The organism is Psychrobacter sp. PSP (assembly GCF_024085615.1).
GTDB classification, from domain to species: domain Bacteria; phylum Pseudomonadota; class Gammaproteobacteria; order Pseudomonadales; family Moraxellaceae; genus Psychrobacter; species Psychrobacter pacificensis.
On record NZ_JABLTF010000019.1, the window covers coordinates 199536 to 225116 of the forward strand.

The window sequence follows — 25581 nt, forward strand, 5'->3', positions numbered from 1 at the left end:
ATGAGTGCTTAGATTAACACATGAAGTGCAATACCAAATGCAAGGTGAAAAAAAGACCTAGATGCGCTAGCATCAAAGTTTTTATCCACCGACCAAAGTGAGATTGCAACCATGAGCTATACACATCTAAGCCTAGGTGAACGATACCAGATTTATGCCCTTAAAGGGGCAAAACATAGTATTAATTTTATAGCGAGGGTGTTAAACAGAAGTCCCAGTACCATATCAAGAGAGCTTAGGCGTAATAAAAGCCTACGAGGTTACCGAGCAAAGCATGCTAATAACAAGGCTTGTGACAGACGGGCTAACAACGCCACAACTATTGTGACTGACCTCTGGGCATGGGTGACAGACAAGCTTAAAGAGAACTGGAGTCCTGAGCAAATATCTGGCGTTCATGCTGGTATCAGTCATATGAGCATTTATCGCTATATTTGGCGTGATAAGAGGCAGGGCGGTACATTGTGGCAGTGTCTCAGACGTAAAGGAAAACCATACCGGCAGCGTCTAACCGCTGAGACTCGAGGCCGTATCAATGACAGAGTCTCGATTCATGAGCGCCCTTGTATTGTTGAAGAACGCTCACGTATTGGAGATTGGGAAGCGGATACCGTTATCGGTCAGCATCACAAGCAAGCGATTGTCACGCTCGTTGAACGTAAAACGGGGCTGCTGAAGATGAAGCGTGTGGGTCATAAAACAGCACAGCAAGTATCAGAGGCAATGATAGAACTCTTAGCGCCAGTGAGGTTGCAGGTTAAGACCATTACCTCTGACAATGGTAAAGAGTTTGCTCAGCATAAGAAGGTGAAACAAAAGCTCTTTAGCCCTTTCTTCTTTGCCGATGCTTATGCGTCATGGCAGCGAGGAACCAACGAGAATACCAATGGCCTTATCAGAGAGTACTTGCCTAAGGGTTGTGACTTTAGACAAGTCTCTGATAATGAAATACAGGACATTGAGAACAAACTAAACAACAGACCAAGAAAACGATTAGGGTTTAAAACGCCTATGCAGGCGTTCTATAATATTAATTAGCGTTGCACTTGGTGTGTTAATCTAAGGTGGTTATTAAAGTCTCTACTAGCAGTAATATCAATACGATAGGACTGCATTGAAGACCACAAAAAAGCTCGTTCTCTGGGATTGAGAGCGAGCTTTTTTGTGGGTGTTTGTGTAAGTTTTAGCCAACTTTTTCTTTACTTGGGTATAACCAAGTGAAACAATGTTCCGCCTATATGACCGCTTATCGGAATAATTAGGCATTTGGTCATTACCAAAATAACCTTTAAAGGAATAAAGTTGTGAGTACACAATCAAAATCAGAAGCTAGTGCGGCTGAGCTGCAAGCACTAGACAATGGCTTTATGGGTCATCCTGCGCCATTACGCTCGTTGTTTTTTACTGAGATGTGGGAACGTTTCTCTTACTATAGTATCCGTCCGCTACTCGTGCTATTTATGGTAGCAACAGTAAGTAGTGGTGGTTTTGGGTTTGATGAAGTCACGGCTTCTGCTATCTATGGTATTTTTGCTGGTTCATTATATTTGGCAGCCGTACCGGGCGGTTGGCTAGCAGATAACTGGCTGGGTCAAGAGCGTGCCCTGTGGTGGGGTAGTATTGTGATTGCCCTTGGTCACTTATGTATTGCGCTTTCTGCCATGTTTGGTATGACGCTGTTTTTCGTCGGTTTGATCTGTATCGTTTTGGGGTCAGGGCTATTTAAGACCTGTATCTCGGTAATGGTAGGGGCTTTGTATCCTAAGGGTGACTCTCGCCGTGATGGCGGTTTTACCTTATTTTATATGGGTATCAATATTGGCGCACTCTTGGCGGCGCTCATCGTTGGCGTATTCAAAGAAAAAGGCATGTGGCACGTCGGTTTTGGCGTTGGTGGTTTAGGGATGCTCGTATCCTTGCTTACCTACCGCTTTATCGCCCGCAAGAACTTGACGCGTTATGCGCAGGCCAAAGGTGTCGATGCCGAGTGGGAGCAATCCAATGATCGCTACAAAAACATTGGCCGTTGGGTAGGTGGTTTTGTTGCATTGTTGGTCGCTGCGGTGCTGTTAATCTCTACGGGTATGGTGTCATTCAATCCTGAGATGGTGGCGGAGTATATGACCTATATCATTGCAGCCGTCGTCATCCTTTACTTTGCCATTATGTTTATTTCACCGCGGTTGGATAAGACGGACAAACTGCGCTTGCTGATCTGCTTTATTTTAATCATTGGCTCGACGCTATTTTGGTCAAGTTTTGAGCAGCAGCCAACCTCTTTTAACCTATTTGCCGATCGTTATACGGATCTAAATGTTATGGGGTTTGAAATACCAAGCATTTGGTTTCAGTCGCTGAACCCACTATTTATTTTAATATTGGCGCCTATCGTTAGTATTATCTGGGTCAAGCTGGGTAACCGAGGTCTTGAGCCGAGCAGCATGGCGAAATTTGCACTCGGTATGCTACTTGCCGCCGCTGGTTTTGCCTTGATGATTTTTGCCTCAAAAAGCATCTTAGCGCCTGGTGCTGGCTTAGCATCGCCTTTATGGTTGGTGGGAAGTCTGCTGTTATTGACCCTTGGCGAGCTTGCGCTTAGCCCGGTAGGTCTGTCATCAATGACCAAGCTTGCACCAAAAGGCATGCAAGGTCAGATGATGGGGTTGTTCTTTGCTTCTATTGCGATGGGTAACTTGGTTGCGGCCTTCTTTGGTGGTCATGTCTCAGCGGACAAAATCGAAGGTTTGCCGACCTTGTTTACTACCATGACGATCTTCTTGGTAGTCTCTGCTGTGATACTGTTGGTATTGGCCAAGCCTATCAATAATATGCTGCAAAAAAGCGAGCATGCTGACGAGGTAAGCCAATAAAGACAGATAACTGGTGTATGCAAATCCTCTATCATGCCCGTAGAATCAGTCCATAACTCATGATAAGACGTGTTACCATAACTGGCAGCACGTTTTATTATTTCAATCAGTGAGATATTTTTTAGGCTATTGAAAGCCTACATTCTGCCCAAACATCTAGTTATGTTCTACTGCAATACTATCAAGCAGCATCTAATAAGACGACTATTCATAGTTGCTACTCACCTCTCGATTTCTAAATAATTTATCTAAAATAAATAAGGACACATTCAATGAACAAACAAATCATCCAAGCGCGTATCGATACGCTACGCAAAACACTAGTGGCTCAAGACCTCACTGCGATCATCATACCCTCTGCCGATCCACATCTGTCTGAGTATTTGCCAGAGTATTGGCAAACCCGTCAGTGGCTATCAGGATTTACGGGTTCAGTAGGGACGCTTGTCGTGACGGCTGATTTTGCTGGTCTATGGACGGATAGCCGTTATTGGGTACATGCCGCTGAGCAGCTAGAGGGTACGGGTATCACGTTGGAGAAGCTGGCACCTGGTCAACCAAATCATATCGACTGGCTGGCCGATCATTTGCAAGAAGGAAATAGCGTGGCAGTTGATGGTAATGTGCTCTCTATCGCTGAGCAAGATCGACTATTGAAGGCATTTGATGCCAATGATATTACCTTGATCACTGAACGTGATGTATTGACGAGCGTTTGGACAGATCGTCCAGCACTGCCAGATGCCAAATTGTATGCACATGATGAGCCGTTTGTTGCGCAGTCTGCGACTGCAAAACTTGCGGCAGTACGCGCAGGCATGGCAAAAGTAGGTGCGACCCATCATTTACTTTCAAGCTTAGATGACATCGCTTGGTTGACGAACTTACGCGGTGCTGACGTTGATTATAACCCAGTGTTCTTAGCACATATGCTCATTGATACAGACAGCGCAACGTTATTTGTTGATACCGATAAAGTGAGCGAAGATATTGCACAAAGTCTAAAAGATAGCGGTATCACATTGGCTGATTACTCTGCTGTACAGGATGCATTAAGCTCATTAACACCAGAAGATTTATTACTGTTAGACCCAAATAAAGTTGCTGTTGGGACACTCTCCAAAATGGCAGACGATATTGGCTTTGTTGAGCAAATGGCACCGAGTACACTGCTCAAATCTGTCAAGTCTGACTCAGATATCGATCATGTGCGTGAGGCAATGCGTCAAGACGGTGCGGCTTTAGCTGAATTCTTTTCTGAGTTTGAGCAGCGTCTAGCAGCAGGCGAGCGCCTGAGTGAGCTGGATGTAGATAGTATGCTGATAGAGGTGCGTAGCCGTCAGCCGCATTATGTATCGCCAAGCTTTCCAACCATCGCGGGTTTCAATGAAAATGGGGCATTACCGCATTACCGCGCAACGCCAGAGCAGTTTAGCTATCTTGATGTGGCTGAGGGTGAAGGTGGTTTACTACTCATTGACTCAGGTGCTCAGTACCAAAACGGTACGACAGATATCACTCGCGTGGTCGGTATTGGCCAAGTTACCGCTGAGCACAAACGTGACTTTACGACCGTACTCAAAGCCCATATTGCGCTCGCTCGTGCTCACTTCCCTGATGGTATTGCCTCCCCATTGATTGATGCGATTTGCCGCGCCCCATTGTGGCAAGCTCAGATGGACTATGGTCATGGTACTGGTCACGGTGTTGGTTATTTCTTAAATGTGCATGAAGGCCCGCAAGTCATTGCTTATAGCGCCAGCACATCAAAAGAGCGTGCGATGAAAGTCGGTATGATTTCAAGTAATGAGCCAGGTTTGTATCGCGAGGGCAAATGGGGTATCCGTATCGAAAACTTGGTTGTGAATACACCAGTTCCTAGCCCTACTGAGACAGAGTTTGGTCAATTCTTACACTTCGAAACCATCACTTATTGCCCAATCGACACGCGTCTGATTGAGCCATCACTACTGGATCAAGTCGAAATTGATTGGTTAAATAGCTATCATAGCCAAGTGTATGCTGAGCTGAATGATCGAGTGGAAGGCGCTGCCCTTGAGTGGTTGACTGAACGTACCAAAGCCATCTAGTACCTAGCTCAAGTAATATAATGAGTGGTGTCAAATTCGCTTAGTCTACTGGATCTAGTACCTACGCTTGTTTGCCTTGTTACTTACGTTTTTGAAAGTGGTATAAAACAAGGTCAATAATTTTCAAGCAAACATTAAAAAGCCCCGTAAATAATTTACGGAGCTTTTCGCGGTTTATGCTGCCTGATTTTTCAGGACAGATAGTGCATTACCGTTAGTGAATGTTTTTTGTAGAGGCGTTTTTAGTAGGAGCAGGCGCGTTTTGCTCACTGAAATGCTGTGTCATCTCGGCACGTAGCCAAGATTTTAGGTTTTCCGACATCAGCATCATTTGCTCACTCAAGTAGTCGTCGATTTGACTCTCAAGCTCACGAATCAGTGTATGATCCGTCGCATCCAGCTCACTGTCTTCTAGTACCAAGTTGATCGTGGTATTGGCGTTGTCTGGTATATTTTTGATGGGCTTATCACTCAGGGTAGCATCCTGTTTGCTAATCGTCTGACTGTCAGTGCTGTTGTTATTCTCACCACTTGCTGCGCCCGTGCTGACTTTCTCAGTTTTTAGGTGATCCACCGCATCGTCTATAGCCTCTTGTTCGGTTAGATTGTCTTTTTTATTATGGGTTTTATTTGCAGCCAGCTCCTCATTTTTTTCTTGTTCTTTTTGAGCTGCTTCTGCTTTGCGCGCCGTCTCTTCGGCCTCTTTCTTCTGGGCTTCTTCCAACTGCTGCTTTTCAGCCGCCGCGCGTTCTTGTTCTTGTTTGTCTATGATCGCTTTGGCAATGGCTTGCTCGGCATTATAGTTGTCATACAGCTCATCCACATACGCATCCAAATCATGTGTATTGAACTCAAAGCTCTCAAATACAGTCTCTGCTTGTAGTAGGGTCGTGATGTCTTTTAGCTCTTGGGTAATGGCTGCGCGTACGGTCTCAGGTGCACACGTCCAGCGCTGATAAAACTGATGGGAAAATGAGTAGCTTGACATGGTATCTTCCATAAATGTTCCAAAAATTACCCCTTATCATACGCAAGTACGATAAGGGGCTGCAAGTGGACAAACGTAGCCAAACTGACACCAACGTTACAACGTGGCAAAGTAGCGAAGCGACAAAGTGAGCATACGATAAAGCGGTATCGCATCGCACGATAGGCTTTTGGCTATTAGTGGTTGGTAGGCCAGCGTGCAAATATCAAGGATCCATTGGTACCACCAAAGCCGAAGCTGTTGGATACAGCATATTGCAGGTTATCGACTTTACGTGATTGGTTGGCCACATAGTCGAGATTGCAGTTGTCTTCTACCTCTTCTAGGTTAATCGTTGGTGGTACGTGCTGATGCTGTAGGGCAAGCACCGTAAATATGGCTTCTACGCCGCCCGCTGCACCAAGTAGGTGTCCTGTCATAGATTTGGTTGAGCTCACCAAAATGCTGTCTTTCACTGGCGAAAATACGGTTTCGATAGCAATTGATTCAGCGACATCACCTGCAGGGGTACTGGTACCGTGCGCATTGACGTAACCGACGCTTGCGGGTTCAATCCCAGCATCATTGAGGGCATTGCGCATGGCTTTTGCAGCGCCGCTACCATCTTCTGGTGGTGCGGTAATATGGCTCGCGTCATCGCTCATGCCAAACCCGACCAGCTCTGCCAGTATGGTGGCACCGCGCGCTTTGGCGTGAGCAAGGCTTTCTAAGACGATCATACCAGCACCGTCACCCAGTACAAAACCGTCACGGCCTTTATCAAACGGACGTGATGCTTTGGTTGGCTCATCGTTACGTGTGGAGAGGGCATGCATGGCACTAAAGCCTGCTATACCAAGTGGGCTTGAGCCTTTTTCACTACCGCCAGCCAACATGACATCAGCATCACCATAAGCAATCAAGCGTGCTGCTAAACCCATGGCATGAGTGGCAGTGGTACAAGCCGTTGATGTCGCAAGATTTGGACCTTTTAAATTGTGTTTAATCGCGACCAACCCCGCTGCCATATTGACAATAGAGCCTGGAATGATAAAGGGTGAGACTTTGGCAGCCCCTTTTTCACGTAGGGTATCTCGGCTGTTTTCGATGGTTTGGATACCACCAATACCTGAACCCAAGATAATACCAAAGCGATCTTGGTCAACCCCTTGTACAGGTGCATCAGTGGCACTGACTTCATCGATAAACCCTGCATTCTTCAATGCCATAGAAGACGCTGCAATCCCGTAATGTATAAACTCATCATAGCGGCGCGCATCTTTGGCGCTCATGTACTGCTTGGCATCGAAATCTTTGATCACACCTGCGATTTGTGCGCGGTAGCCAGTCGCGTCAAAATGGGTGATCGGTGAGATACCGCTGTCGCCATTGAGCAATTTGGTCCATGAGCTATCCACGTCTAGACCAAGTGGGGTGATGGCACCCATACCAGTCACCACCACACGCGTATCATCAGAGCGCTCATAATGAGGCGGTTTTTGACGCGATTTGTATACAGGAGCTGCGGTCATATTATTTGTGTCATCATTGGTGGCTTGGTCGATAGGTGAAGTGCTGTGTTGGCTCATGCGATATGTCCTATACTTACGGGTCCTAAGAGGATGGCGTTTTTAAAGTTATTATAAAACACATTGGTGCACGTATGTAAACTAAAATCTAACTGGTCAGGCAAAGCAAACTTGCCCCAATACCACGCCTTTATTGGCACCAGTTACAGCGGGTAGATTACCAGTTTCACCCATCAATGTTTGTCTGGCTAACCAAGCAAAAGCGACTGCCTCTACCCATGTTGGTGCCAGCCCTAAATGATCTGTGGTCATCACTGTAGAGTGGGGTAGATGGGCTTGCAGACGCGTCATCAGATAATCGTTCAAAGCACCGCCACCGCAGACAGACACCGAGCTATTTTTATCAGTAGTTATAAAATTATTGATCTGCGCGCTTGCACTCATGGCAGTTAGCTCAGTCAAAGTGGCTTGTACATCTGCAGATGAGTAGTGGGTATAGACAGAAGTTTGATCGAATGTTTGTAGCTCATCTTGTAGCCAAGCTAAGTTGAAAACTTCGCGACCCGTGCTTTTTGGATGAGGCTGAGTAAAGAACGGATGTGCCAACAGCTGCTCGAGTAGTGGCTCGATAATTTTCCCAGACTGCGCCCAAGCACCGCTCGCATCATAGCTATTATCATTATGCAATGCTGTCCACGCATCCAACAATAAATTGGCAGGTCCCGTATCGTAGCCAACAACCTGATATTTTCCATCAGCAGGCAAGACGGTTATATTAGCAATACCGCCCAAATTTAATATCACGCGTGTGTCATCAGATGCGCCAAACAGTGCTTGGTGGAAGGCAGGTACCAAAGGCGCACCTTGACCACCGACGGCCATGTCACGGCGACGAAAGTCACTGACGACGCTAATGCCTGTACGCTCAGCGATGATATTGGCATCGACCAATTGCAAGCTAAAACCCATCTGTGGACGATGGCGTACCGTTTGCCCATGACAGCCAATCGCCAGTACTGATTCAGCATCGATATCTGCTTGCTGTAATAAGGTATTGACTACTTCGCTGGCAAATTCCGCATATTCGCGGCTTGCCCAACCAAACCAGTCAAGCTCGCTAGTTGGCTCATCGGCCTCTGGTACGAGTTGATTCACACCATTGGGCTGACATAATGCCAATAGGACCTCACGCAATCGCGGTGGAAAATCTTGACTATACGTCGCCAGCAGCTGCATTGGCGGTTGGGTGCTGTCTTTATTACTGATGCTTTCTTTGTTGGTAGTCTCTTTATCAGCCATGTCGTTACTGAACTGACAAATAACCGCATCCATCCCGTCCAAACTGGTGCCTGACATCATGCCGATATATAAACCATCATCGAAGCTTTCAAACACCGTTTGCTCAAGCGCGTCGGTCAGTGTGGCATAGTTCGAATTATCATCGGTCAAATCATCAATATCGTCTGAGCCATTACCCAAACCATTATTCATAAGTAAGTCGGCGATAGCATTGTGTTCAGTGTCAGCAATGGATGCGGGGTTGGTCATGGCAATTTACCTTAAAAAACGCTAGTATATCCGTCAAATTCTAGCATTTTTTCTAACCCTTTGAGCTGCTAAACGTCATAAGGGGTTGCGCCAGTAACCAATATTCCTAAAAATCCCAATTCAAGCGATATATAGAGAGCATCATGACCGATCAAACCTACACCCTAGAAGAACAACTGGCCCTAATTCAGCGCGGTACGCAAGAGATATTATCTGAAGACGACTTAGTGGCTAAGCTAAAGCTCAACCGTCCGCTACGTATCAAGGCAGGCTTTGACCCGACCGCACCTGACCTGCATTTAGGTCATACGGTACTGATCAATAAACTCAAGCATTTTCAAGATTTGGGTCATGAGATTTATTTTCTAATCGGTGACTACACCGCTAAAATTGGTGACCCTTCTGGTAAAAATAGCACGCGTCCGCCATTGACTGATGAGCAAATCAAAGCCAATGCTACGACCTACGCTGAGCAAGTATTCAAAATCTTGGACAAAGAAAAAACCCGCGTGGTCTTCAACTCTGAGTGGTTCAGTGACATGAGCGCCGCTGATATGATTCAGCTTGCGAGCCAGCAGACGGTCTCGCGTATGCTTGAGCGCGATGACTTCTCGAAACGTTACGCATCGCAAACGCCTATCTCAATTCATGAGTTCCTCTACCCATTGGTACAAGGCTATGATTCTATCGCCCTAAAAGCGGATGTTGAGTTAGGTGGTACAGATCAGACCTTTAACTTATTGATGGGTCGTACGTTGCAAGGCCGTTATGGTCAAGAGCCGCAAGTGTGTATTACGGTGCCGATCTTAGAAGGTTTGGACGGTGTCAATAAAATGTCTAAGTCGCTCGGCAACTATGTTGCTATCTATGATGCACCAGGCACCATGTACCAAAAAATTCTATCGATGCCAGATACTTTAATCCAACGCTATTTTGAGTTTTTGAGCTTTAAGCCAATGGACGAAATCGAAGCCTTGATGGCGGAAATGGAAGCTGGTCGTAATCCACAAGAAATCAAACGTATCCTAGCCGAAGAATTGATTGAGCGTTTCCATGATGCGGATGCCGCTGCCAACGCGCATAAATCAGCAGGCAATGTCCTAGCAGATGGTGAGTTGCCCGTTGATTTGCCAGAAGTGACATTGACGCTTGAAGAGGGTCAAGAAGCCTTGTTTATCACACAGGTATTAAACCAAGCAGGTTTGACTAAGAATAGTGCAGCGGCAAAAGACATGATCAAGCGCAATGCAGTCAAAGTCGATGGTGAGGTGGTCAATGCTGGCTTTAGCTTAACCTCAGGTCAAACAGTTGTGATTCAAGCTGGTAAAAAGGCTTATGCAAAAGTGACGATTGCTTAAGCGCTTGCTCACATCAATAATGGCTTGAGGAGAGATAAATGCTAGAACGGGTTACCTTATCGAGCAATGACATTACCCTTGAGCCATTAACGCTCGCTCATGCCACTGACTTGATTGAAGCTTGCCAAGATGGTGCGCTGTGGCAGATAAACGAGACGTCTATACCTGAGCCAGACAAGGTCATGGATTATATTAATGTTGCAGATTCAATGACGGATAGGCAAGCTTTTGCCGTCATTGATGAGCGTACTGGTAAAGCGATTGGCTCAACCAGCTTCCATGACATTTTGCCGACTACCAAAAGATTAGAGATTGGTTATACTTGGTATGCCAAATCTTACTGGCGCACGCATGTCAACACCACCTGCAAGCTCATACTGCTCACTTATATATTTGAAACGCTACAATATCAAACCGTAGGCTGGCGTACAGATGTCGATAATCATCGCTCACAACAAGCCATCGAGCGCTTAGGTGCCAAAAAGGATGGTGTGATTCGTGGCAATCGAGTACGCCGTGACGGCGTTATTTCAGATACCGTGATGTATAGTATGGTCTATTCTGAATGGGCGGGTATAAAACCCAAGCTTGCAGCAAAAGTACAAAGCATCTTTTAATTATCAATATAAATGAGTGGTTTATGTCTCAAAAAAATCAAAATTCGGTACCCCAAGGCATTTACCGACACTATAAAGGCAATCTTTACCAAGTATTGCATACCGCGCAGCACTCAGAAACCGAAGAAGCCTTAGTCGTTTATCGTTGTCTTTATGGTGAGTACGGCGTATGGGTACGACCGCTGTCGATGTTTGCTGAAACTGTGATGCGTAGTGGCACAGAAGTGCCTAGATTTGAGCTGATAAAACCCCTAGTGGATTAACTCTTGAACTTGGCAGCATCTCCTAAAAAAGCGACTTTACTAAGTCGCTTTTTGGTTGCGACTCGTAAATCATTCTCACAAAACTTCTTTAACACCTTATGAAAACCAATCGGCTCATCCATAGGGACGGCATGTCCTGAGCGCGGTAGGATGACGTCACGAGCATTGGGTAGCATACATGTGATTTCTTGCTGCCAATTGGGATCATAGAGTTTTGATTGACCACCAATGAGACTGACCACTGGGATGGTGACGTTTTCTATAACTGCCCGAAAATCATAAGGTATGGCGAGATACGCCTGCAGGCAGCGCATTTTGTGTTGCCAGGTTTGGTGATTATAAAATGCCAGCTTATGATCGTTTTGATGAGTAAGTGCTTGTACGACAGCTTTTGAACGTGGACGGCTGACAGAGAGTAAAGAAAACAATCTTTCGACATCTGTCACATGGCGTTTGAGAGAAAACGGCAAGTGCGTAAAGTGTTCAACGTGCGCATACGGTAGTGTCCTATCGACAATTTCTTGAAACACGGCAAACCTCTCTTTTTGCCGATCCCCAAACAACCCGCCTTGCCAATCTGGTTGATTGTGAATCACAGGGCTTTGATCAATATTTAGATAGCGACTGACTCTGGCTGTACCAAAACGCTCAAAATAAGACCACATGACGAGCGCACCCATTGAAATCGCGGCCACAGGTAATGACTCTACGTGACGCCTCAGGCAGATGTGCTCAATCACTGTATCAATATCCTCAGCGTACTGATGCACGAAATCAAACTGCGTCAACTCAATATCTTTTGCAGCACCAAAACCTCGGAAATGCGGCAAGTAAAATTCATATTTACCCATTAGTGGCAGTATAAAAGGTAAAAACTCACGCGCATCCATGCCATAAGCATGCATCATCATGATGGGTTTACCATTCCCAATGACAGATATGGGTAGCGCCGTACCATCAGCTGTCTTTATATCGATTGTTCGTAATCGATATGATGCGGGTAGAGAAAAAAGGAGGTTTTTCATAGAATGACATCACTTTTGGTTATCAAGCCATCTTGGTTGAGTGGTCAAGATGTATTTTTACAAACGTATTCATACCGCGAATAAAAGACTGTTATATTGAAGCAGTCATCTGACCATAGCATAGAATTTAGCTAACGGTAAAAGCAGTAGCGATAACTGATAAGGGTAGAAGGGTATGAGCAAATCGATATTGTCGTCATTGGATAGTAGCTTGTATCCACAAGTTTGGGAGCAGCAGACATTTACCAGTCCACAAGCGCTTTTATTGTCGATGTTGAATAATGAGGTCACGATAGATGCCAATAGCTTTTCCAAGCGACTACTGGCGAACGATATTTATCAAGAATGGATCAATGCCACAGTATTTGGACGGTATTTGCATCGCAACTTTACCGCGTTTTATCAACAAACAGAAGACAGTTTTAATGTAGAAATGCCCGCTTTGTTTCGTCAAGAGCTGACCCGCCATGCGCAGTATATGCCATTAGATCAGGTGGTATTTTTTGCAGGAGAGGTGCCAAAAGTGGTACGACAAACAAAACTACTCACCACCACCGTCAATCCAGCCACGGCAATCATTAACGCACAAAAAATGGCAACTCATCAGGTTTCTTATTCAAAGATAATCGTTAATCAAATCACCATCGTCGGTAAGCAAGTATTAGGGTTTCCGATACGCCATAATAAACGCACTAGCGAGCGCCTGCGTAATGAAGTATTGATTATGGACTTTCAGGACTTACGCTTGGTAAATGAGGTAACAATTGAGGACATAAAAAAAAGCAATATAGAGTCATCTATATTGCTTCGGTCTTACGAGTTACGTTGATTGTTAAATAGATGCGCTTTTAACGGTCTTTTTTAGCCACCGTTAGACCGTTATAGGTTTGCGCGACTGGCATCACTTCCAAACGATTGACATTGATATGCGCAGGCGACTCAATCAACCACAGTAATATATCGCCGATATCTTCACCTGTCATGGTCTTAAAGCCATCGTAGACTTTAGCTGCTTTATCGTCATCACCATGGTAGCGCACGTTTGAAAACTCAGTACCCGCGACTACGCCCGGTTCAATATTGGTCACGCGTACTTGCGTACCGACAAGGTCAGCACGTAGATTTAGGCTAAATTGTTTGACAAAGGCTTTAGTTGCGCCGTATACATTGCCACCAAAGTATGGCCAGCTACCAGCAATCGAGCCGACATTGATGATATATCCGCTATCGCGCTCGACCATCGCTGGCAAGACTGCATGAGTCAATGACATTAGACCTTTAACATTGGTATCGACCATTTGCATCCAATCATCGAGACTGGCTTTGTGTGCAGGCTCTGTACCCAGCGCCAATCCTGCATTATTAACCAAGACATCAATGTGTTTAAAGTCATCAGGCAAGTCAGCAATGATTTGCGGAATAGAATCCGTATCACTCACATCCATCACCACAGGTAAAAAATTCTCACCTAAAATCTCTGCTAAAGCATTCAGCTTATCGATACGTCTAGCGCAACCAATCACGCGATGACCATTAGCCACCAAACGCTCTGCCAACGCTTTACCAAAACCCGCGCTCGCTCCTGTAATCAATACGTTCATTGTCTGTCCCTATTATTGATGTTGTCTGCTGTTGCCATAAACTTGATGACGGCTTTATTTACCCTAATGAGACTTATCTATTTGATAACTGCTTACCAAAGATTTTATCGCCCGCATCGCCAAGACCTGGGATGATGTAACCGTGCTCATCCAAATGGCTGTCTAACGCAGCGGTATAGATAGTCACGTCAGGATGTGCTTCATTAACTAAGCGGACGCCTTCAGGTGCAGCTACCAATACCAATGCTTTGATATTAGTACAGCCATTTTTCTTTAGCATCTCGATGGTCGCAACCATTGAGCCACCCGTAGCTAGCATTGGATCAATGATTAGCGCAGGACGCTTGTCCATGTGACTGACAAATTTTTCAAAGAATGGTACTGGCTGCAGCGTTTCTTCATCACGCTGTAAACCGACCACAGAAATCTTGGCAGTAGGGATCAGATCGAGTACCCCATCAAGCATGCCAATACCTGCACGCAAAATCGGCACGATAGTCGCAGTCTTACCGATGATTTGCTCACCCGTGATTTCGCCGCACCAGCCTTGCATTGGGAAGGTCTCAATTTCAAAATCACGGCTTGCTTCATAAGCCATCAAGCGTGCAAGCTCTTTAGTCAATGTACGAAATTTATAAGTACTACAGTCTTTTTCGCGCATGAGGCTGAGTTTATGACGGACCAATGGATGATCAATGACCGTAATGTTTAAATCGTTGTTTAAATCACTCATAAGTATTCTCTTGGTTTTTTGTCTGATGCGTGCGCAGTCATTGCGGTTGCTATTAATATAAAAAGATACAAACACTTACCCCACTTTAACTCTGTTTGGTCTCATTGATAGTAAAATAAAAACCTCAATGACCATGCAAATCAAATAAACGTGCTACTTGTATAAGAGTGTAATGTCACCAAAAGTGATCAGTTAGACACTCACAATTGGCAGCCAAGCCTAAACCGCTCAGGCTAAGCGACTATATTATTGTCATATTGTCGCACTATTTGAATCGACTAAGTTTGACTGTATAAAATTATCATAAGTGCAGTAGTGTCTAGGCTTGCTATGATACCAAAAAAACCGCTTTTCTGATGAAGAATATCATGACTATAACACCATCAAACACCCAAGAAGACGCTAATAACAAGGCTAATAACGAGATAGTAGCAACCGAGAGCTCATCAGGAGAAATTGAAAATCATCCTTTTGCGCCTGTTTTACCACCAAATGCGACTATCATGATGATGGGTACGTTTCCGCCGACTAGCGATAAATGGGCAATGAGCTTTCATTATCCCAATTTTTATAATGATATGTGGCGTATCTATGGCCGAGTGTTTTTTGATGACGCTAACTATTTTAGAGTCGGCGATGAGAAGCGCTTTGACCCTGAGCGCATACGCAATTTTATGTTCGAGCGTGGCATCGCTTCTTGCCCGACAGTCAAGCAGGCTATTCGAGAGACTGGCAATGCTTCGGATAAAAACCTAACCGTGGTGACGCCAGTTGATTTGGATAGTATCTTGCCGCAAGTGCCAAAGGTAGCGACATTATTCACGACAGGAGGCAAGGCGACCGAAGTGCTACTTGGGTTATTAGATAAGCCAATTGCCAAATCAAAACATCCAAAAACCAATCAAAGTATGGATTACCCTTATCAATGGCAGGATGCAGATAATAAAAAAATGGATGTTAATGACTTAACCTTATATAGATTACCATCGACCTCACGCGCCTATCCCTTATCGTTGGATAAGAAAGTCGCGGCGTATAAGGCGTTTTTTGAGAGGATGGGTAAGTTATAAGGTGAATAGAATTGTGTTAATAGACGGAAAAATCTGAAAAATAGTAAAAGGTCTATAGCTGTTAAAGCAGAATATTCTTACTGCAAGGGAAATCCGTCCTCATCTCTCTACTATGCTCACCAATCGACCAATTCATAACCTATTGAAAATACTTAAAATTTCAAATGGCTGTAAAATAATTTTAAAAACATGTATAAATTGGTTGACACAAAAGTTAAACCCTCTATAATACGCCCTCATCAGACGGACTGGCAGTAAGAGATGTGTAGATTACACATTAATAACCCAGTTAACCTGGCGAAACAAATTATAAAAAGTCTTGACAATTCAAATCATTATGATAAGATAGTCGGCTCGCTAGATAGCTTAACCGGAGACGGAAAAGGCAGATAGCGTTAGTAATACCCTATATATCGATGACTGGACGACAGTGATTGAGACTATTTAAAAGCATAACTAAAGAACAACTTGTGTGGATTTTTGCTGATTCAGAATGCTAAAAAATAAAGTTGGTCGTGATAATGAAATACAGGACATTGAGAACAAACTAAACAACAGACCAAGAAAACGATTAGGGTTTAAAACGCCTATGCAGGCGTTCTATAATATTAATTAGCGTTGCACTTGGTGTGTTAATCTAAGAGATGATTTAATCAATTTCTTTCTTCATTTTCTATTATTATATTTAGATTGTTGGTCTGTCGTATTAATGCTAGATTTACAGGATAGTAAATTGTTAGTCTTTATAAGGAATCAAAATGTATTACCATGTAAAAGTAAAACCAAAATCAGATACACATTACGGTGAGTACAAAACAGATCTTACTAAAGAACAATTAATTTCAAGGTTTGTTGAACCTTATGAGCAAGGAAAACCAATTGTCATTAATGGAAAGACTGTTCAGCCTGATGATCTTGAGAGGATAACTATTGCTAAAAGTGAAAAAACAATTGAATCTTTTATTCCTCAAATCAGAGCAGAGAATCAAAACTCATCAATGGTTATAATCGGTGGTCCATCTGATACCTATCAGGCTATTGGACGGGCAACAAACGTCACTGATGATTTTATTGAAGGTGCAGTAGGCTATAAGAAAGAGCTTGTAGCTACACGATCTGTCAGGCAAGAGTCTAGAGATGCCAAACCAAATAGAGTGTTTATAGTCCATGGTCATGATGAGGGCGCGCAAAACAAAGCTGCTAGATTCGTAGAAAGATTAGGATTCGAAGCAATTATTCTTCACGAAAAGGCAAGCTCAGGAAGAACAATTATTGAGAAAATAGAGCATTATTCCGATACTGGATTCGCGATAGTTTTATATACACCTGATGATGTTGGTAATGTAAAAACAGATGCTGGAAACTTAAATGTTCGAGCACGACAAAATGTAGTTTTTGAGCACGGTTTACTTATTGGTAAACTTGGACGAGAAAATGTTTGTGCTTTAGTAGATGGTAAGCTAGAACTGCCAAATGACATTAGTGGTGTAGTTTATATTTCGTTAGATGAATCCTCTGCATGGCAGTTGCAACTAGCTAAAGAAATGAAACAGTCTGGCTACAGCATTGATATGAACAAATTGATCTAAGACCAACTGCGTGTGATAGCTAATTAATCAGATACTAATCTGCTTTGCGTATAGTTTATTCATATAATACAGAATTAAATACTAATTAAAATACAGTTTACTCTGTATCATACTTTAAGTAGAGACATCAAATGGAATCCAGTTTAGATGAATTTACAGGCCGAATAGAGAACACTATTCGAAACTCTATTAGCGAAATAACAGGTCACGAATGGAATGAAGACTTCATTACTCTAAAATTACTTTCTGACTTGAGACGTGAACTAGATGGCATGTATTTTACTAGTAACGATAGAAAGAACAAAATAGACTGGCAAATATATAAATTAAAGGGGAACTTTGAGAATAATTTTGGCGACATTGCTCTAGTTATAAATATTAATTATAAAGACGGCACTGATCTTCATGGAGCTGCATTTCTTGAAGCAAAAAAGCGTGACTGGAGAAAAGCATCCTTCAGTGCAATGAAAATACCCCAAGCTAAAAAAATATTGAAGAACGCTCCTCGTTCTCAGTACTTGCTTTATGATTATGAAGAAATTACAAACTTTGTGTTAGGTTCTTCGTATCAAGAAGCGTTAAGGCAATACCCTTATCATAGAGGTTCTCAAATCTCATTTTCTGCGGTAACTAGAGCTGTATGTGTACCTCTTAACTTAGCTCTAGAAACAGGTGGTAAAGATACATTGCTTTATCGCTATGGTACACCATTTTCATTACAGCTTGCGAAGCGTTACTTTAATGGTTTGGATTTAGAGTTTGATGAAACATCTAAAAAAGTTGCTACAGGTTTCTTAGATAAATTTGGTTTACCAAAATATATTATCAAAATTAATATTATTGAGAATGGTGTAGAACCTAAAGAAAATGAACTTCGGGTGAATCAAGCAAACTATAACCGGATAGATTAAAGACTCATAACTTAAATTTATTATCTAGCTCATAACCGCAATCTCTTAAAATCAAACCAAAATTGCTCGCCTACTGGTCTAAATACCCTACGGAGCTGCTCAGTCATAATGTTATAGTTAGAGTATATGAGGACTCCACAAACAGCCAAAGCAGCAATTTTCCCACAAAAAAGCCCATATTAACAAATAATACGGGCTTTAACATTCAATAGAGTATTTAACAAACTAGGCTAATCATTAAGCCCCTTCACCAAACTTACCACTTTGGAAATCAGTGACCGCTTGCATGATTTCTTGCTGGCTGTTCATGACAAACGGACCATATTGCACAATCGGCTCGCGTAGTGGGCGACCAGTGATTAAGATCACTTTGGTATCCTCACTACTATTGGCGGTAATAGTGACGCCATCAGCACTATCATTGTTTTCAAGAATAGCCATAGTCTTAGTTGGTACTTCTCTACCTTCAATATCTACTTTACCACGATATACAAAGGCAAACGCATTATGATCGGCTGGAATCGCTTGGCTAAAGCTCTTTCCTGCTGGTAAATGGATATCCAAATACGTCGGCTCAGTAATGTCGCGGGTGACTGCACCTTCTACGCCATGCGATGTACCTGCGATTACCGTAACGTCTACGCCATCTTCAGTTGTGTATTTAGGCAAGTCCTCACTTTGGAAATCTTTATACCAAGGGTCATTCATTTTATCTTTAGCAGGTAGATTAAGCCACAGCTGGAAGCCTTCCATCGCGCCGTCTTCTTGTTCCGGTAGCTCTGAATGGATCACACCGCTCGCCGCTGTCATCCACTGCACGCCGCCGTTCTGTAATAGCCCTTCGTTACCCACGCTATCACGATGACGCATACGCCCCGTAATCATATAAGTAATGGTTTCAAAGCCGCGATGCGGGTGATTGGGGAACCCTGCGACATAATCATCTGGATTGTCACTTTTAAAGTTATCGAGCATCAAGTACGGATCGAGGCGCTGTTGCAGCTGCTGCGTCAGTACGCGAGTCAATTTAACGCCAGCGCCGTCTTGGGTATCGACCCCAGCAAAAAGCTGCTCGATTTGACGCGATTGGGTCACAGTATCTTTTTTGCTATTCGCTGCAGTATTATTCATTATTCTCTCCTGATATTTTTAATATCTGTTGGTGAGCATTGATTTATTACTCTTAGCTATTTATTTGAGGCCAAGGGGATATATTTCAATATTATTATATAGTTTATATTAATAAATAATAATGATAATTAAGTATTATTTAATCAATTATCAGTACAAAAGGGATTACTATTAAAGAGTAGCCAATAATAAAAATCTTACTTACCTACTGAGGTTTAATTGCTAAACTGATGAGCATTAACCAATACCATGCTTAGAATAGAGAACGGATAATATGGCAGTCGATTTAACCAATACTTTAATAGTGGCTATATCAGCGACAGCATTGTTTGATTTAACGGAGTCTGAGAACCACCTTTTACAGCTACTACAGCAGCGCCCTGACGAGGCAGTAAAGGAGTTTCGCGATTATATGGCGAAGCGTGAAGATCAGCCATTAGATAGTGGTGCAGGATATCCATTAATCAAAGCGCTGCTGAATCTAAATAATTACTGTAACGACTGTCTATCAGCGGATTTAACGACCGAGTCGCCACTTGTGGAAGTCGTCATCGTCTCAAAGAGCAGTCCTGATACTGGCATTCAAGTGCTCAATGCCATTCGTGACAACGGTTTGAATATTTCACGTTCCGCCTTTGTATCCGGAAGTCCTGTCGCTCCATATATCAAAGATTTTAATGTCGATCTGTTTTTGACGACTAACCGTGAGGACGCCCAGCAAGTCGCCGATGCCAACATTTGCGCTTGTGCGATATTGGACGCCACTCCAGTCAACACTTACGAGCTTGATACCGATCAGCTACGCATTGCCTTCGATGGGGATGCGGTCTTATTTGACGACTCAGGGGAGCTATTGTATAAACAAAAAGGCCTACAAGCTTTTCATGATAGGGAAGCTGAGATGATCGACTTACCGATCGAAAAGGGCCCTTATGCCGAGCTATTAATTAAGCTATCAAAATTGCAGCAGCGCTTACCTGCCAAAGTGCATCACTGTCCGATAAAGATTGCTTTAGTGACGGCCCGCAATGCTCCTGCAGACCTGCGAGCGATAAAAACCTTGCGAGCTTGGGGCGTAGATGTGGATATGGCTTTCTTCTTGGGAGGGCTTGAGAAAACATCGGTGCTCAAAACCTTTGCTCCGCATATCTTCTTTGACGACTCTATAAAGCACATAGATGCGGCTCGGCGCTTTATGCCGACCGCTTTAGTCCCTTATCGTTCTACCTCGCTACTGCATGATAATAGCTATTTAGACTCCAGTGAGGTGGCGTCGACTTTGACCTTCAAGCCAACTGTGCAACCACTTTTTGCACTTAAGGTATGAGTCATTTCAGCTGGATACAATATAAAGTATTCTCACTGATGCTAACACTATTTTGAAGGGTTATCAGTTAATGTTAAGAGGCAATCGATGAATTGGCAAGCGATACTATCTTTGGTTATAACACGCCTAAAGCAGGTCATAGGGCTATACGCTTTTGTATTGGTACCGATGTGGGGCATGTTTTTTCTTAATGAAAGCGTGCTATTTGGCTTATGGAATATCTTCGGTATTGTGCCGCGCACCCTAGATTTGGGTAGTATGATAGGCGTGATAGCATCATGGACGATGCACGGTAATTTTGCTCATTTGATGGGCAATACTTTTATATTATTGCAGATATTGTTTTTGTTTGGGCTGTTTGAAAACAATGCGTATCGTACAACATTGAAGCTTATTGTCGCCTCAGGAGTGGCCACTTGGGTGATAGCATCACCCTTGACCATTCATATTGGAGCGTCGGGGTTATGTTTTGCGATGCTTGGCTATATGATAGGCGGCGCTGTTTTTGCACGGCGTTGGGGATATTTATTGGCCTGTATTATCATGGGAACAGGTTACTGGCTAATCATCAAGCAAGGTCTGATGCCGCAGCCGGGAGTTTCTTTTGCCGCACATTTTGGGGGATTGTGCGCAGGGTTACTGCTGGGAGCAACTTCCAAGCATCACTATACCAGTGTCAGTCGCCATCAATAAATGCTTAAGGCTGCTGATTTAACCATCTTGTCATGGTGTGGTTTTACTGACAAACACTCAAAAACAAAGGATCGTCAGTAGTTAGCGGTCGCCATTGGGTGGTATTTGCCACATATTCTCTCAAGCCAAGCTCACGGTCTTTGGCTACAGGTATCCTATAATCGGCACGTGCAGGCGCACGGCAATCAATCACTTGTGGCATTTGCTGTACACTCATACGCCGCTCAAACAAATATAAATTGACCAAATATAGACCCTGATCGGCACTGCGCGCACGTTCGTTGTCAACAGCCATAAAGCGCACGGTCTGAGGCTTTAGGTAAGACCAAGGTCGAAACCAAGCGGTATCCTCGATTTTTTTGACGACGGTGACACCCTCTGGCAGCTGAACCACTTGCTGATCGTACCAGTTGTATTCTTGATGAATCTGAAACGCAAAAATACCGATGGCAGCAAACAATGGAATCAGCCACTTGGGCGCACGCTTTCCTGCCAGTTTGCTCAAATGTGTGATAATCAGTGCCAACCCAGCCATACCAAACCCAGCAGCGATGGTCGCAATAAACTCATAAATCATAAAATAAATCCTCAAAGCGGTGGGTCAGTGTGTCAGTTGGTTAATTCATCAATCAAGCAGTGATACCATAAAAAATCACCCACAAGCAGCTATGGCTCATGAGTGATGGTCATCTTAACAGATAAAAGCGAAAGTCGGCTTAATGATCAATCGCACCACCTGCACCGCGTGGGTAACGGACACCTTCGACCAACTCTTGAATCTCTCTTGGAGGCGCTTTGGTAGCGTAAGAGACTGCAAAGGCAACCGCAAAGTTCAATAGCGCGCCAATCGCGCCGAATGACAGTGGCGAGACACCAAGAATCCAGTATTCAGCCGTGTCAGGTAGGTTGGCCGTACCAGCGATAAAGAACCAGCCTTTGTACATAAAGATATAGACCAAGGTGGTAAATAGGCCTGTGAGCATACCGGCAATCGCGCCGACATTATTGATGCGTTTTGAGAAAATACCCATCATCAAGGCAGGGAAGAGCGACGCCCCTGCGATACCAAAGGCCAGTGCTACCACCTGAGCGGCAAAGCCTGGTGGGTTCATACCCAACCATGTGGCGATCAAAATCGCGACACCCATCGAGATACGCGCCGCCATCAGCTCGCCTTTATCCGTGATATTGGGGTTAAAGTGACCTTTGATCAAATCATGACTAATGGCTGATGAGATGGCGAGCAGTAGACCTGCGGCGGTTGATAGTGCCGCGGCCAGACCACCTGCTGCGATCAGACCAACCACCCATGGTGGTAGCTGCGCAATCTCTGGGTTTGCCAATACTAAGATATCGTTATTGACATCTAGCTCGTTACCTGCCCAGCCTGCATCAGCAAAGCGGCCTTCAGCTTCAAGATCGTGTAAGACGCGAGCGGCGTCAACCGCCGTGGTAGCTGCGCCAACATCACCACCTTCGGTTTCGGCATTGGTTAAAGCCAGCTCCGCTGCGCCAAGGCCACTATCGTTATACATCTGAATGCGGCCATCGCCGTTTAGATCGTTATATTTGATTAGACCTGTTTGCTCCCATGTACGCATCCAATCTGGACGTTGGTCATACTCGAGCGCAGGCTCATTCACGCCTTGTGGGTAGATGGTATCAAGTAAGTTCAAACGTGCCATAGAGCCTACCGCAGGCGCAGTGAAGTAGAGCAGGGCAATAAAGACCAATGCCCAACCCGCTGACCAGCGCGCATCGGCCACTTTGGGTACGGTAAAAAAGCGAATGATGACGTGCGGCAAGCCTGCTGTACCAATCATCAATGACAACGTAAACAGCACCATATTTAGCTTATTGGGCACATCAGCGGTATACGAGGCAAAGCCTAAATCTGTCACCACTTGATCAAGTTTGGTCAATAGCGGTAAGCCTGATTCTGTATGAGTTGAGAACATACCAAACCCAGGGATCGGGTTGCCCGTCAATTCAAGCGAGATAAAGACCGCAGGAATGGTATAGGCGATAATTAACACCACATACTGCGCCACCTGCGTATAGGTAATCCCTTTCATACCGCCAAGTACCGCGTAAAAGAACACCACAAATGCTGCAATAATCAAACCTGTGTTGTTATCGACTTCCAAAAAGCGCGAAAATGCCACGCCTGCACCCGTCATCTGACCGATAACATAGGTGGTTGACGCAATAATCAAACAAGCAACTGCCACCATGGCTGCGGTCTTAGAGTAAAAACGGTCCCCAATAAAATCAGGAACCGTAAATTTACCAAACTTGCGCAAGTAAGGTGCCAGTAGCATGGCCAGTAGCACATAGCCACCTGTCCAGCCCATCAAATAAGAAGACGCACCGTAGCCGCCTGCCGCGAGTAGACCTGCCATAGAAATAAATGACGCTGCACTCATCCAGTCTGCGCCTGTTGCCATACCATTGAGTACGGGGTGTACACCGCCACCTGCCACATAAAAATCGCTGGTCGACCCTGCACGCGCCCAAATCGCAATCCCAAAATATAGCGCGAAAGACAGCCCCACAAAGATAATATTAATTACAAATTGACTCATAAGGCTATTCCTCGTCTAGGCCATATTGTTTATCCAACTTATTCATACGCCACGCGTAAAAAAAGATGATGATAATAAAGATCGCAATAGAGCCTTGCTGCGCAAACCAAAAGCCCAGATCAGTACCGCCAATGGCGATGCCCGCCAATAAAGGCCGTAGCAAAATAGCAAAACCATAGGAACACAGCGCCCAAACGACTAGGCAACCTAAAATCAGCCGCACATTGGCACGCCAATATCCAGAGGGATCATCATGGTTTTTCATAGGACAACTCCTTTTGTCTTACATAAAACAGGGTGAGTGGTTGGCGATAGCCATTCAATGATGATGTGTACCAATACTTTGTTAATAACACCCAATCTGATTGTAGAAGCTATTAACGGTATATAGATTAGATACAAACCAAGCGATCAAATGGCTGATCAAACCAACAGGTGGATAACGGTTGTTATATTTTTAGCACACTTGTGGTGACTAAAAACAGTAGATAGTCAAACGATTACAGGTCGTACATGGTCATTATTACGCGTAAGCATGCGGTGATTGGCCAGTCAGTGCTTAACGCTATTGCCATCATCATGAAAAAAAGAGGGAGTGGTGCCGAAGAGAGACAATCCGCTGTCTTTTTTAACTCTTGTCTTCTTGACAAAAGAGAGTATGGCTCGTTCACATGGTGGTTATATCACCATGATGGTTATGGTAGAACGTCATTGGGTAATGATCCAAATGTGTACGCCATAATAGGGTTATATCGATACTATAAGCATCAATCATCTAAACCCTATTGGGAATATATACAAAATCTCAGTAATTCACAATAAGTATATTTCACAAGCTTTTTGTAACAAAATATATATGAATACAACTACTCAGTATCAAACAGGTAATGTTTTACTCACAGTAAATATCGGATATATGGACAGTTATACGTCAATTTTGTTAAATCCACAACCTTCATGGGGATTTAAAATGCTAAAAAATATGGCTGATTGCTAATATTTTTTATCTCAATAATGATTTTGTCCTCATATGGATTCGAGTATAACGGTAATCGGACATTGTAGGCAAATTATTACTAATATCGTATTTTTAATTGAAATAAAGGTGATATCCACTATTTAGTAAAACAAAAGTTAATTATTGCGTATGGATACAAATGAATACGGTTATAAAATGGCAGCAATAAATTGAATGTATAGATTTTATGGTTCATAGAATAGGTAAAAAAAGATATAAGCTGAACGAAATAGCCGCGCTTTAGTCAAAATACCGCCACTTATCGCTAGACTGTACTTCAGCGATGGCCTTCGTCTTTGTGCAGCGAACAATAACCATCAAGCAGCCATCATGATGTTTTTAAGACATGGCTCACTGTAGCCAACTCTCAGCAGCGATTGTACTGATTATAAAATCAGCTTATAGAACGGAAAACCATCTTTAATCCTGACAGCTGTGTGAAGCCGAAAGACGAGGCCAATCGTCATGTTTGGATGGATTAAATTCTACTCTCAGAGAGTTTAGAGTTATAAGTAGTAGGTCAACATATAGTCGAACCACTATTAAAGCGTTACAGCGTTAGACTCGTTTAGCCTACTACTGTAGTACTTGCACTCGTCTGCCTTGTACCACTTTCAATATTGATTGACTATAGTCTGCTTAAACGAAAAAACCGC

Annotated in this window: 22 protein-coding genes; 12 read left to right on the forward strand and 10 right to left on the reverse strand. The window is 43.8% G+C overall.

Annotated features, from left to right (window positions below; all coding sequences use genetic code 11):
- The first annotated feature begins 111 nt into the window (after positions 1-111).
- The 3 genes from HL061_RS09745 to HL061_RS09755 all read left to right on the forward strand — a co-directional run bounded on the left by HL061_RS09745 (position 112) and on the right by HL061_RS09755 (position 4960).
- The gene (locus HL061_RS09745; RefSeq protein ID WP_025643743.1) at positions 112-1038 is read left to right on the forward strand and encodes an IS30 family transposase; all 927 of its coding nucleotides are present in this window, start codon (positions 112-114) and stop codon (positions 1036-1038) included.
- A gap of 266 nt (positions 1039-1304) precedes the next feature.
- The gene (locus HL061_RS09750; RefSeq protein ID WP_071002849.1) at positions 1305-2870 is read left to right on the forward strand and encodes a peptide MFS transporter; all 1566 of its coding nucleotides are present in this window, start codon (positions 1305-1307) and stop codon (positions 2868-2870) included.
- 272 nt (positions 2871-3142) lie between these two features.
- Entirely contained in the window at positions 3143-4960 is a 1818-nt protein-coding gene (locus HL061_RS09755) for an aminopeptidase P family protein (RefSeq protein WP_071002850.1), read from the forward strand.
- A gap of 214 nt (positions 4961-5174) precedes the next feature.
- On the opposite strand, the gene HL061_RS09760 is transcribed toward HL061_RS09755, so the two are convergent.
- The 3 genes from HL061_RS09760 to HL061_RS09770 all read right to left on the reverse strand — a co-directional run bounded on the left by HL061_RS09760 (position 5175) and on the right by HL061_RS09770 (position 9004).
- Positions 5175-5960, reverse strand: a complete 786-nt coding sequence (locus tag HL061_RS09760; RefSeq protein WP_071002851.1) for a hypothetical protein — start codon at positions 5958-5960, stop codon at positions 5175-5177.
- Positions 5961-6124: 164 nt separating this feature from the next.
- Complete coding sequence (fabF, locus tag HL061_RS09765) at positions 6125-7459, reverse strand: beta-ketoacyl-ACP synthase II (protein ID WP_071003747.1); 1335 nt, start codon at positions 7457-7459, stop codon at positions 6125-6127.
- Between the two features lie 153 nt (positions 7460-7612).
- Complete coding sequence (locus tag HL061_RS09770; protein WP_071002852.1) at positions 7613-9004, reverse strand: anhydro-N-acetylmuramic acid kinase; 1392 nt, start codon at positions 9002-9004, stop codon at positions 7613-7615.
- Positions 9005-9147: 143 nt separating this feature from the next.
- Between HL061_RS09770 and tyrS the strand changes: the two genes are divergently transcribed.
- Genes tyrS through HL061_RS09785 form a run of 3 tightly spaced genes read left to right on the forward strand, consistent with a single transcriptional unit; the run spans position 9148 to position 11242 of the window.
- Entirely contained in the window at positions 9148-10362 is a 1215-nt protein-coding gene (gene tyrS, locus HL061_RS09775; protein WP_071002853.1) for a tyrosine--tRNA ligase, read from the forward strand.
- A gap of 38 nt (positions 10363-10400) precedes the next feature.
- Complete coding sequence (locus HL061_RS09780) at positions 10401-10979, forward strand: GNAT family N-acetyltransferase (protein ID WP_071002854.1); 579 nt, start codon at positions 10401-10403, stop codon at positions 10977-10979.
- Between the two features lie 23 nt (positions 10980-11002).
- Positions 11003-11242: a DUF1653 domain-containing protein gene (locus HL061_RS09785; RefSeq protein ID WP_071002855.1), complete on the forward strand. Its 240-nt coding sequence runs from the start codon at positions 11003-11005 to the stop codon at positions 11240-11242.
- Here HL061_RS09785 and HL061_RS09790 read toward each other — a convergent pair.
- Positions 11239-12267 carry an alpha/beta fold hydrolase gene (locus HL061_RS09790; protein WP_083328921.1) on the reverse strand — a complete coding sequence of 343 codons (1029 nt, stop codon included), beginning with the start codon at positions 12265-12267 and terminating at the stop codon, positions 11239-11241. The genes HL061_RS09785 and HL061_RS09790 overlap by 4 nt on opposite strands.
- 175 nt (positions 12268-12442) lie before the next feature.
- Between HL061_RS09790 and HL061_RS09795 the strand changes: the two genes are divergently transcribed.
- Positions 12443-13096 (forward strand): hypothetical protein, encoded by a 654-nt coding sequence (locus tag HL061_RS09795; protein ID WP_071002856.1) that lies wholly within the window; start codon positions 12443-12445, stop codon positions 13094-13096.
- Positions 13097-13115: 19 nt separating this feature from the next.
- Here HL061_RS09795 and HL061_RS09800 read toward each other — a convergent pair whose 3' ends face one another.
- Together HL061_RS09800 and upp are read right to left on the reverse strand one after the other, a co-directional pair.
- On the reverse strand, positions 13116-13868 hold the full coding sequence (locus tag HL061_RS09800) for an SDR family NAD(P)-dependent oxidoreductase (protein WP_071002857.1): 753 nt from the start codon (positions 13866-13868) through the stop codon (positions 13116-13118).
- A 73-nt stretch (positions 13869-13941) separates the two neighbouring features.
- Positions 13942-14601, reverse strand: coding sequence for a uracil phosphoribosyltransferase (upp, locus tag HL061_RS09805; RefSeq protein WP_058023728.1), 660 nt, complete (start codon positions 14599-14601; stop codon positions 13942-13944).
- A 368-nt stretch (positions 14602-14969) separates the two neighbouring features.
- Here upp and HL061_RS09810 point away from each other — a divergent pair, with 368 nt between their 5' ends.
- The 3 genes from HL061_RS09810 (at position 14970) to HL061_RS09820 (ending at position 18171) form a co-directional block, all read left to right on the forward strand.
- Entirely contained in the window at positions 14970-15671 is a 702-nt protein-coding gene (locus HL061_RS09810; protein ID WP_252962777.1) for a DNA glycosylase, read from the forward strand.
- Between the two features lie 758 nt (positions 15672-16429).
- Positions 16430-17260, forward strand: coding sequence for a nucleotide-binding protein (locus HL061_RS09815; protein WP_071002858.1), 831 nt, complete (start codon positions 16430-16432; stop codon positions 17258-17260).
- A 131-nt stretch (positions 17261-17391) separates the two neighbouring features.
- Entirely contained in the window at positions 17392-18171 is a 780-nt protein-coding gene (locus HL061_RS09820) for a hypothetical protein (RefSeq protein WP_071002859.1), read from the forward strand.
- A gap of 237 nt (positions 18172-18408) precedes the next feature.
- Here HL061_RS09820 and HL061_RS09825 read toward each other — a convergent pair whose 3' ends face one another.
- The gene (locus tag HL061_RS09825; RefSeq protein ID WP_071002860.1) at positions 18409-19302 is read right to left on the reverse strand and encodes a pirin family protein; all 894 of its coding nucleotides are present in this window, start codon (positions 19300-19302) and stop codon (positions 18409-18411) included.
- 274 nt (positions 19303-19576) lie between these two features.
- Between HL061_RS09825 and HL061_RS09830 the strand changes: the two genes are divergently transcribed.
- Together HL061_RS09830 and HL061_RS09835 are read left to right on the forward strand one after the other, a co-directional pair.
- Positions 19577-20629, forward strand: a complete 1053-nt coding sequence (locus tag HL061_RS09830; RefSeq protein WP_071002861.1) for a 5'-nucleotidase — start codon at positions 19577-19579, stop codon at positions 20627-20629.
- Positions 20630-20716: 87 nt separating this feature from the next.
- A complete protein-coding gene (locus HL061_RS09835; protein ID WP_071002862.1) occupies positions 20717-21322 on the forward strand; it encodes a rhomboid family intramembrane serine protease in 606 nt (201 codons plus the stop codon).
- Between the two features lie 43 nt (positions 21323-21365).
- Here the strand turns inward: HL061_RS09835 and HL061_RS09840 are convergent, their stop codons facing one another.
- From HL061_RS09840 to HL061_RS09850, 3 genes are all read right to left on the reverse strand, one after another.
- The gene (locus tag HL061_RS09840; RefSeq protein ID WP_240365517.1) at positions 21366-21899 is read right to left on the reverse strand and encodes a hypothetical protein; all 534 of its coding nucleotides are present in this window, start codon (positions 21897-21899) and stop codon (positions 21366-21368) included.
- Between the two features lie 139 nt (positions 21900-22038).
- Entirely contained in the window at positions 22039-23907 is a 1869-nt protein-coding gene (locus HL061_RS09845; protein WP_071002864.1) for a sodium:solute symporter family protein, read from the reverse strand.
- A 4-nt stretch (positions 23908-23911) separates the two neighbouring features.
- Positions 23912-24172 (reverse strand): DUF4212 domain-containing protein, encoded by a 261-nt coding sequence (locus tag HL061_RS09850; RefSeq protein WP_071002865.1) that lies wholly within the window; start codon positions 24170-24172, stop codon positions 23912-23914.
- Positions 24173-25581: the final 1409 nt, after the last annotated feature.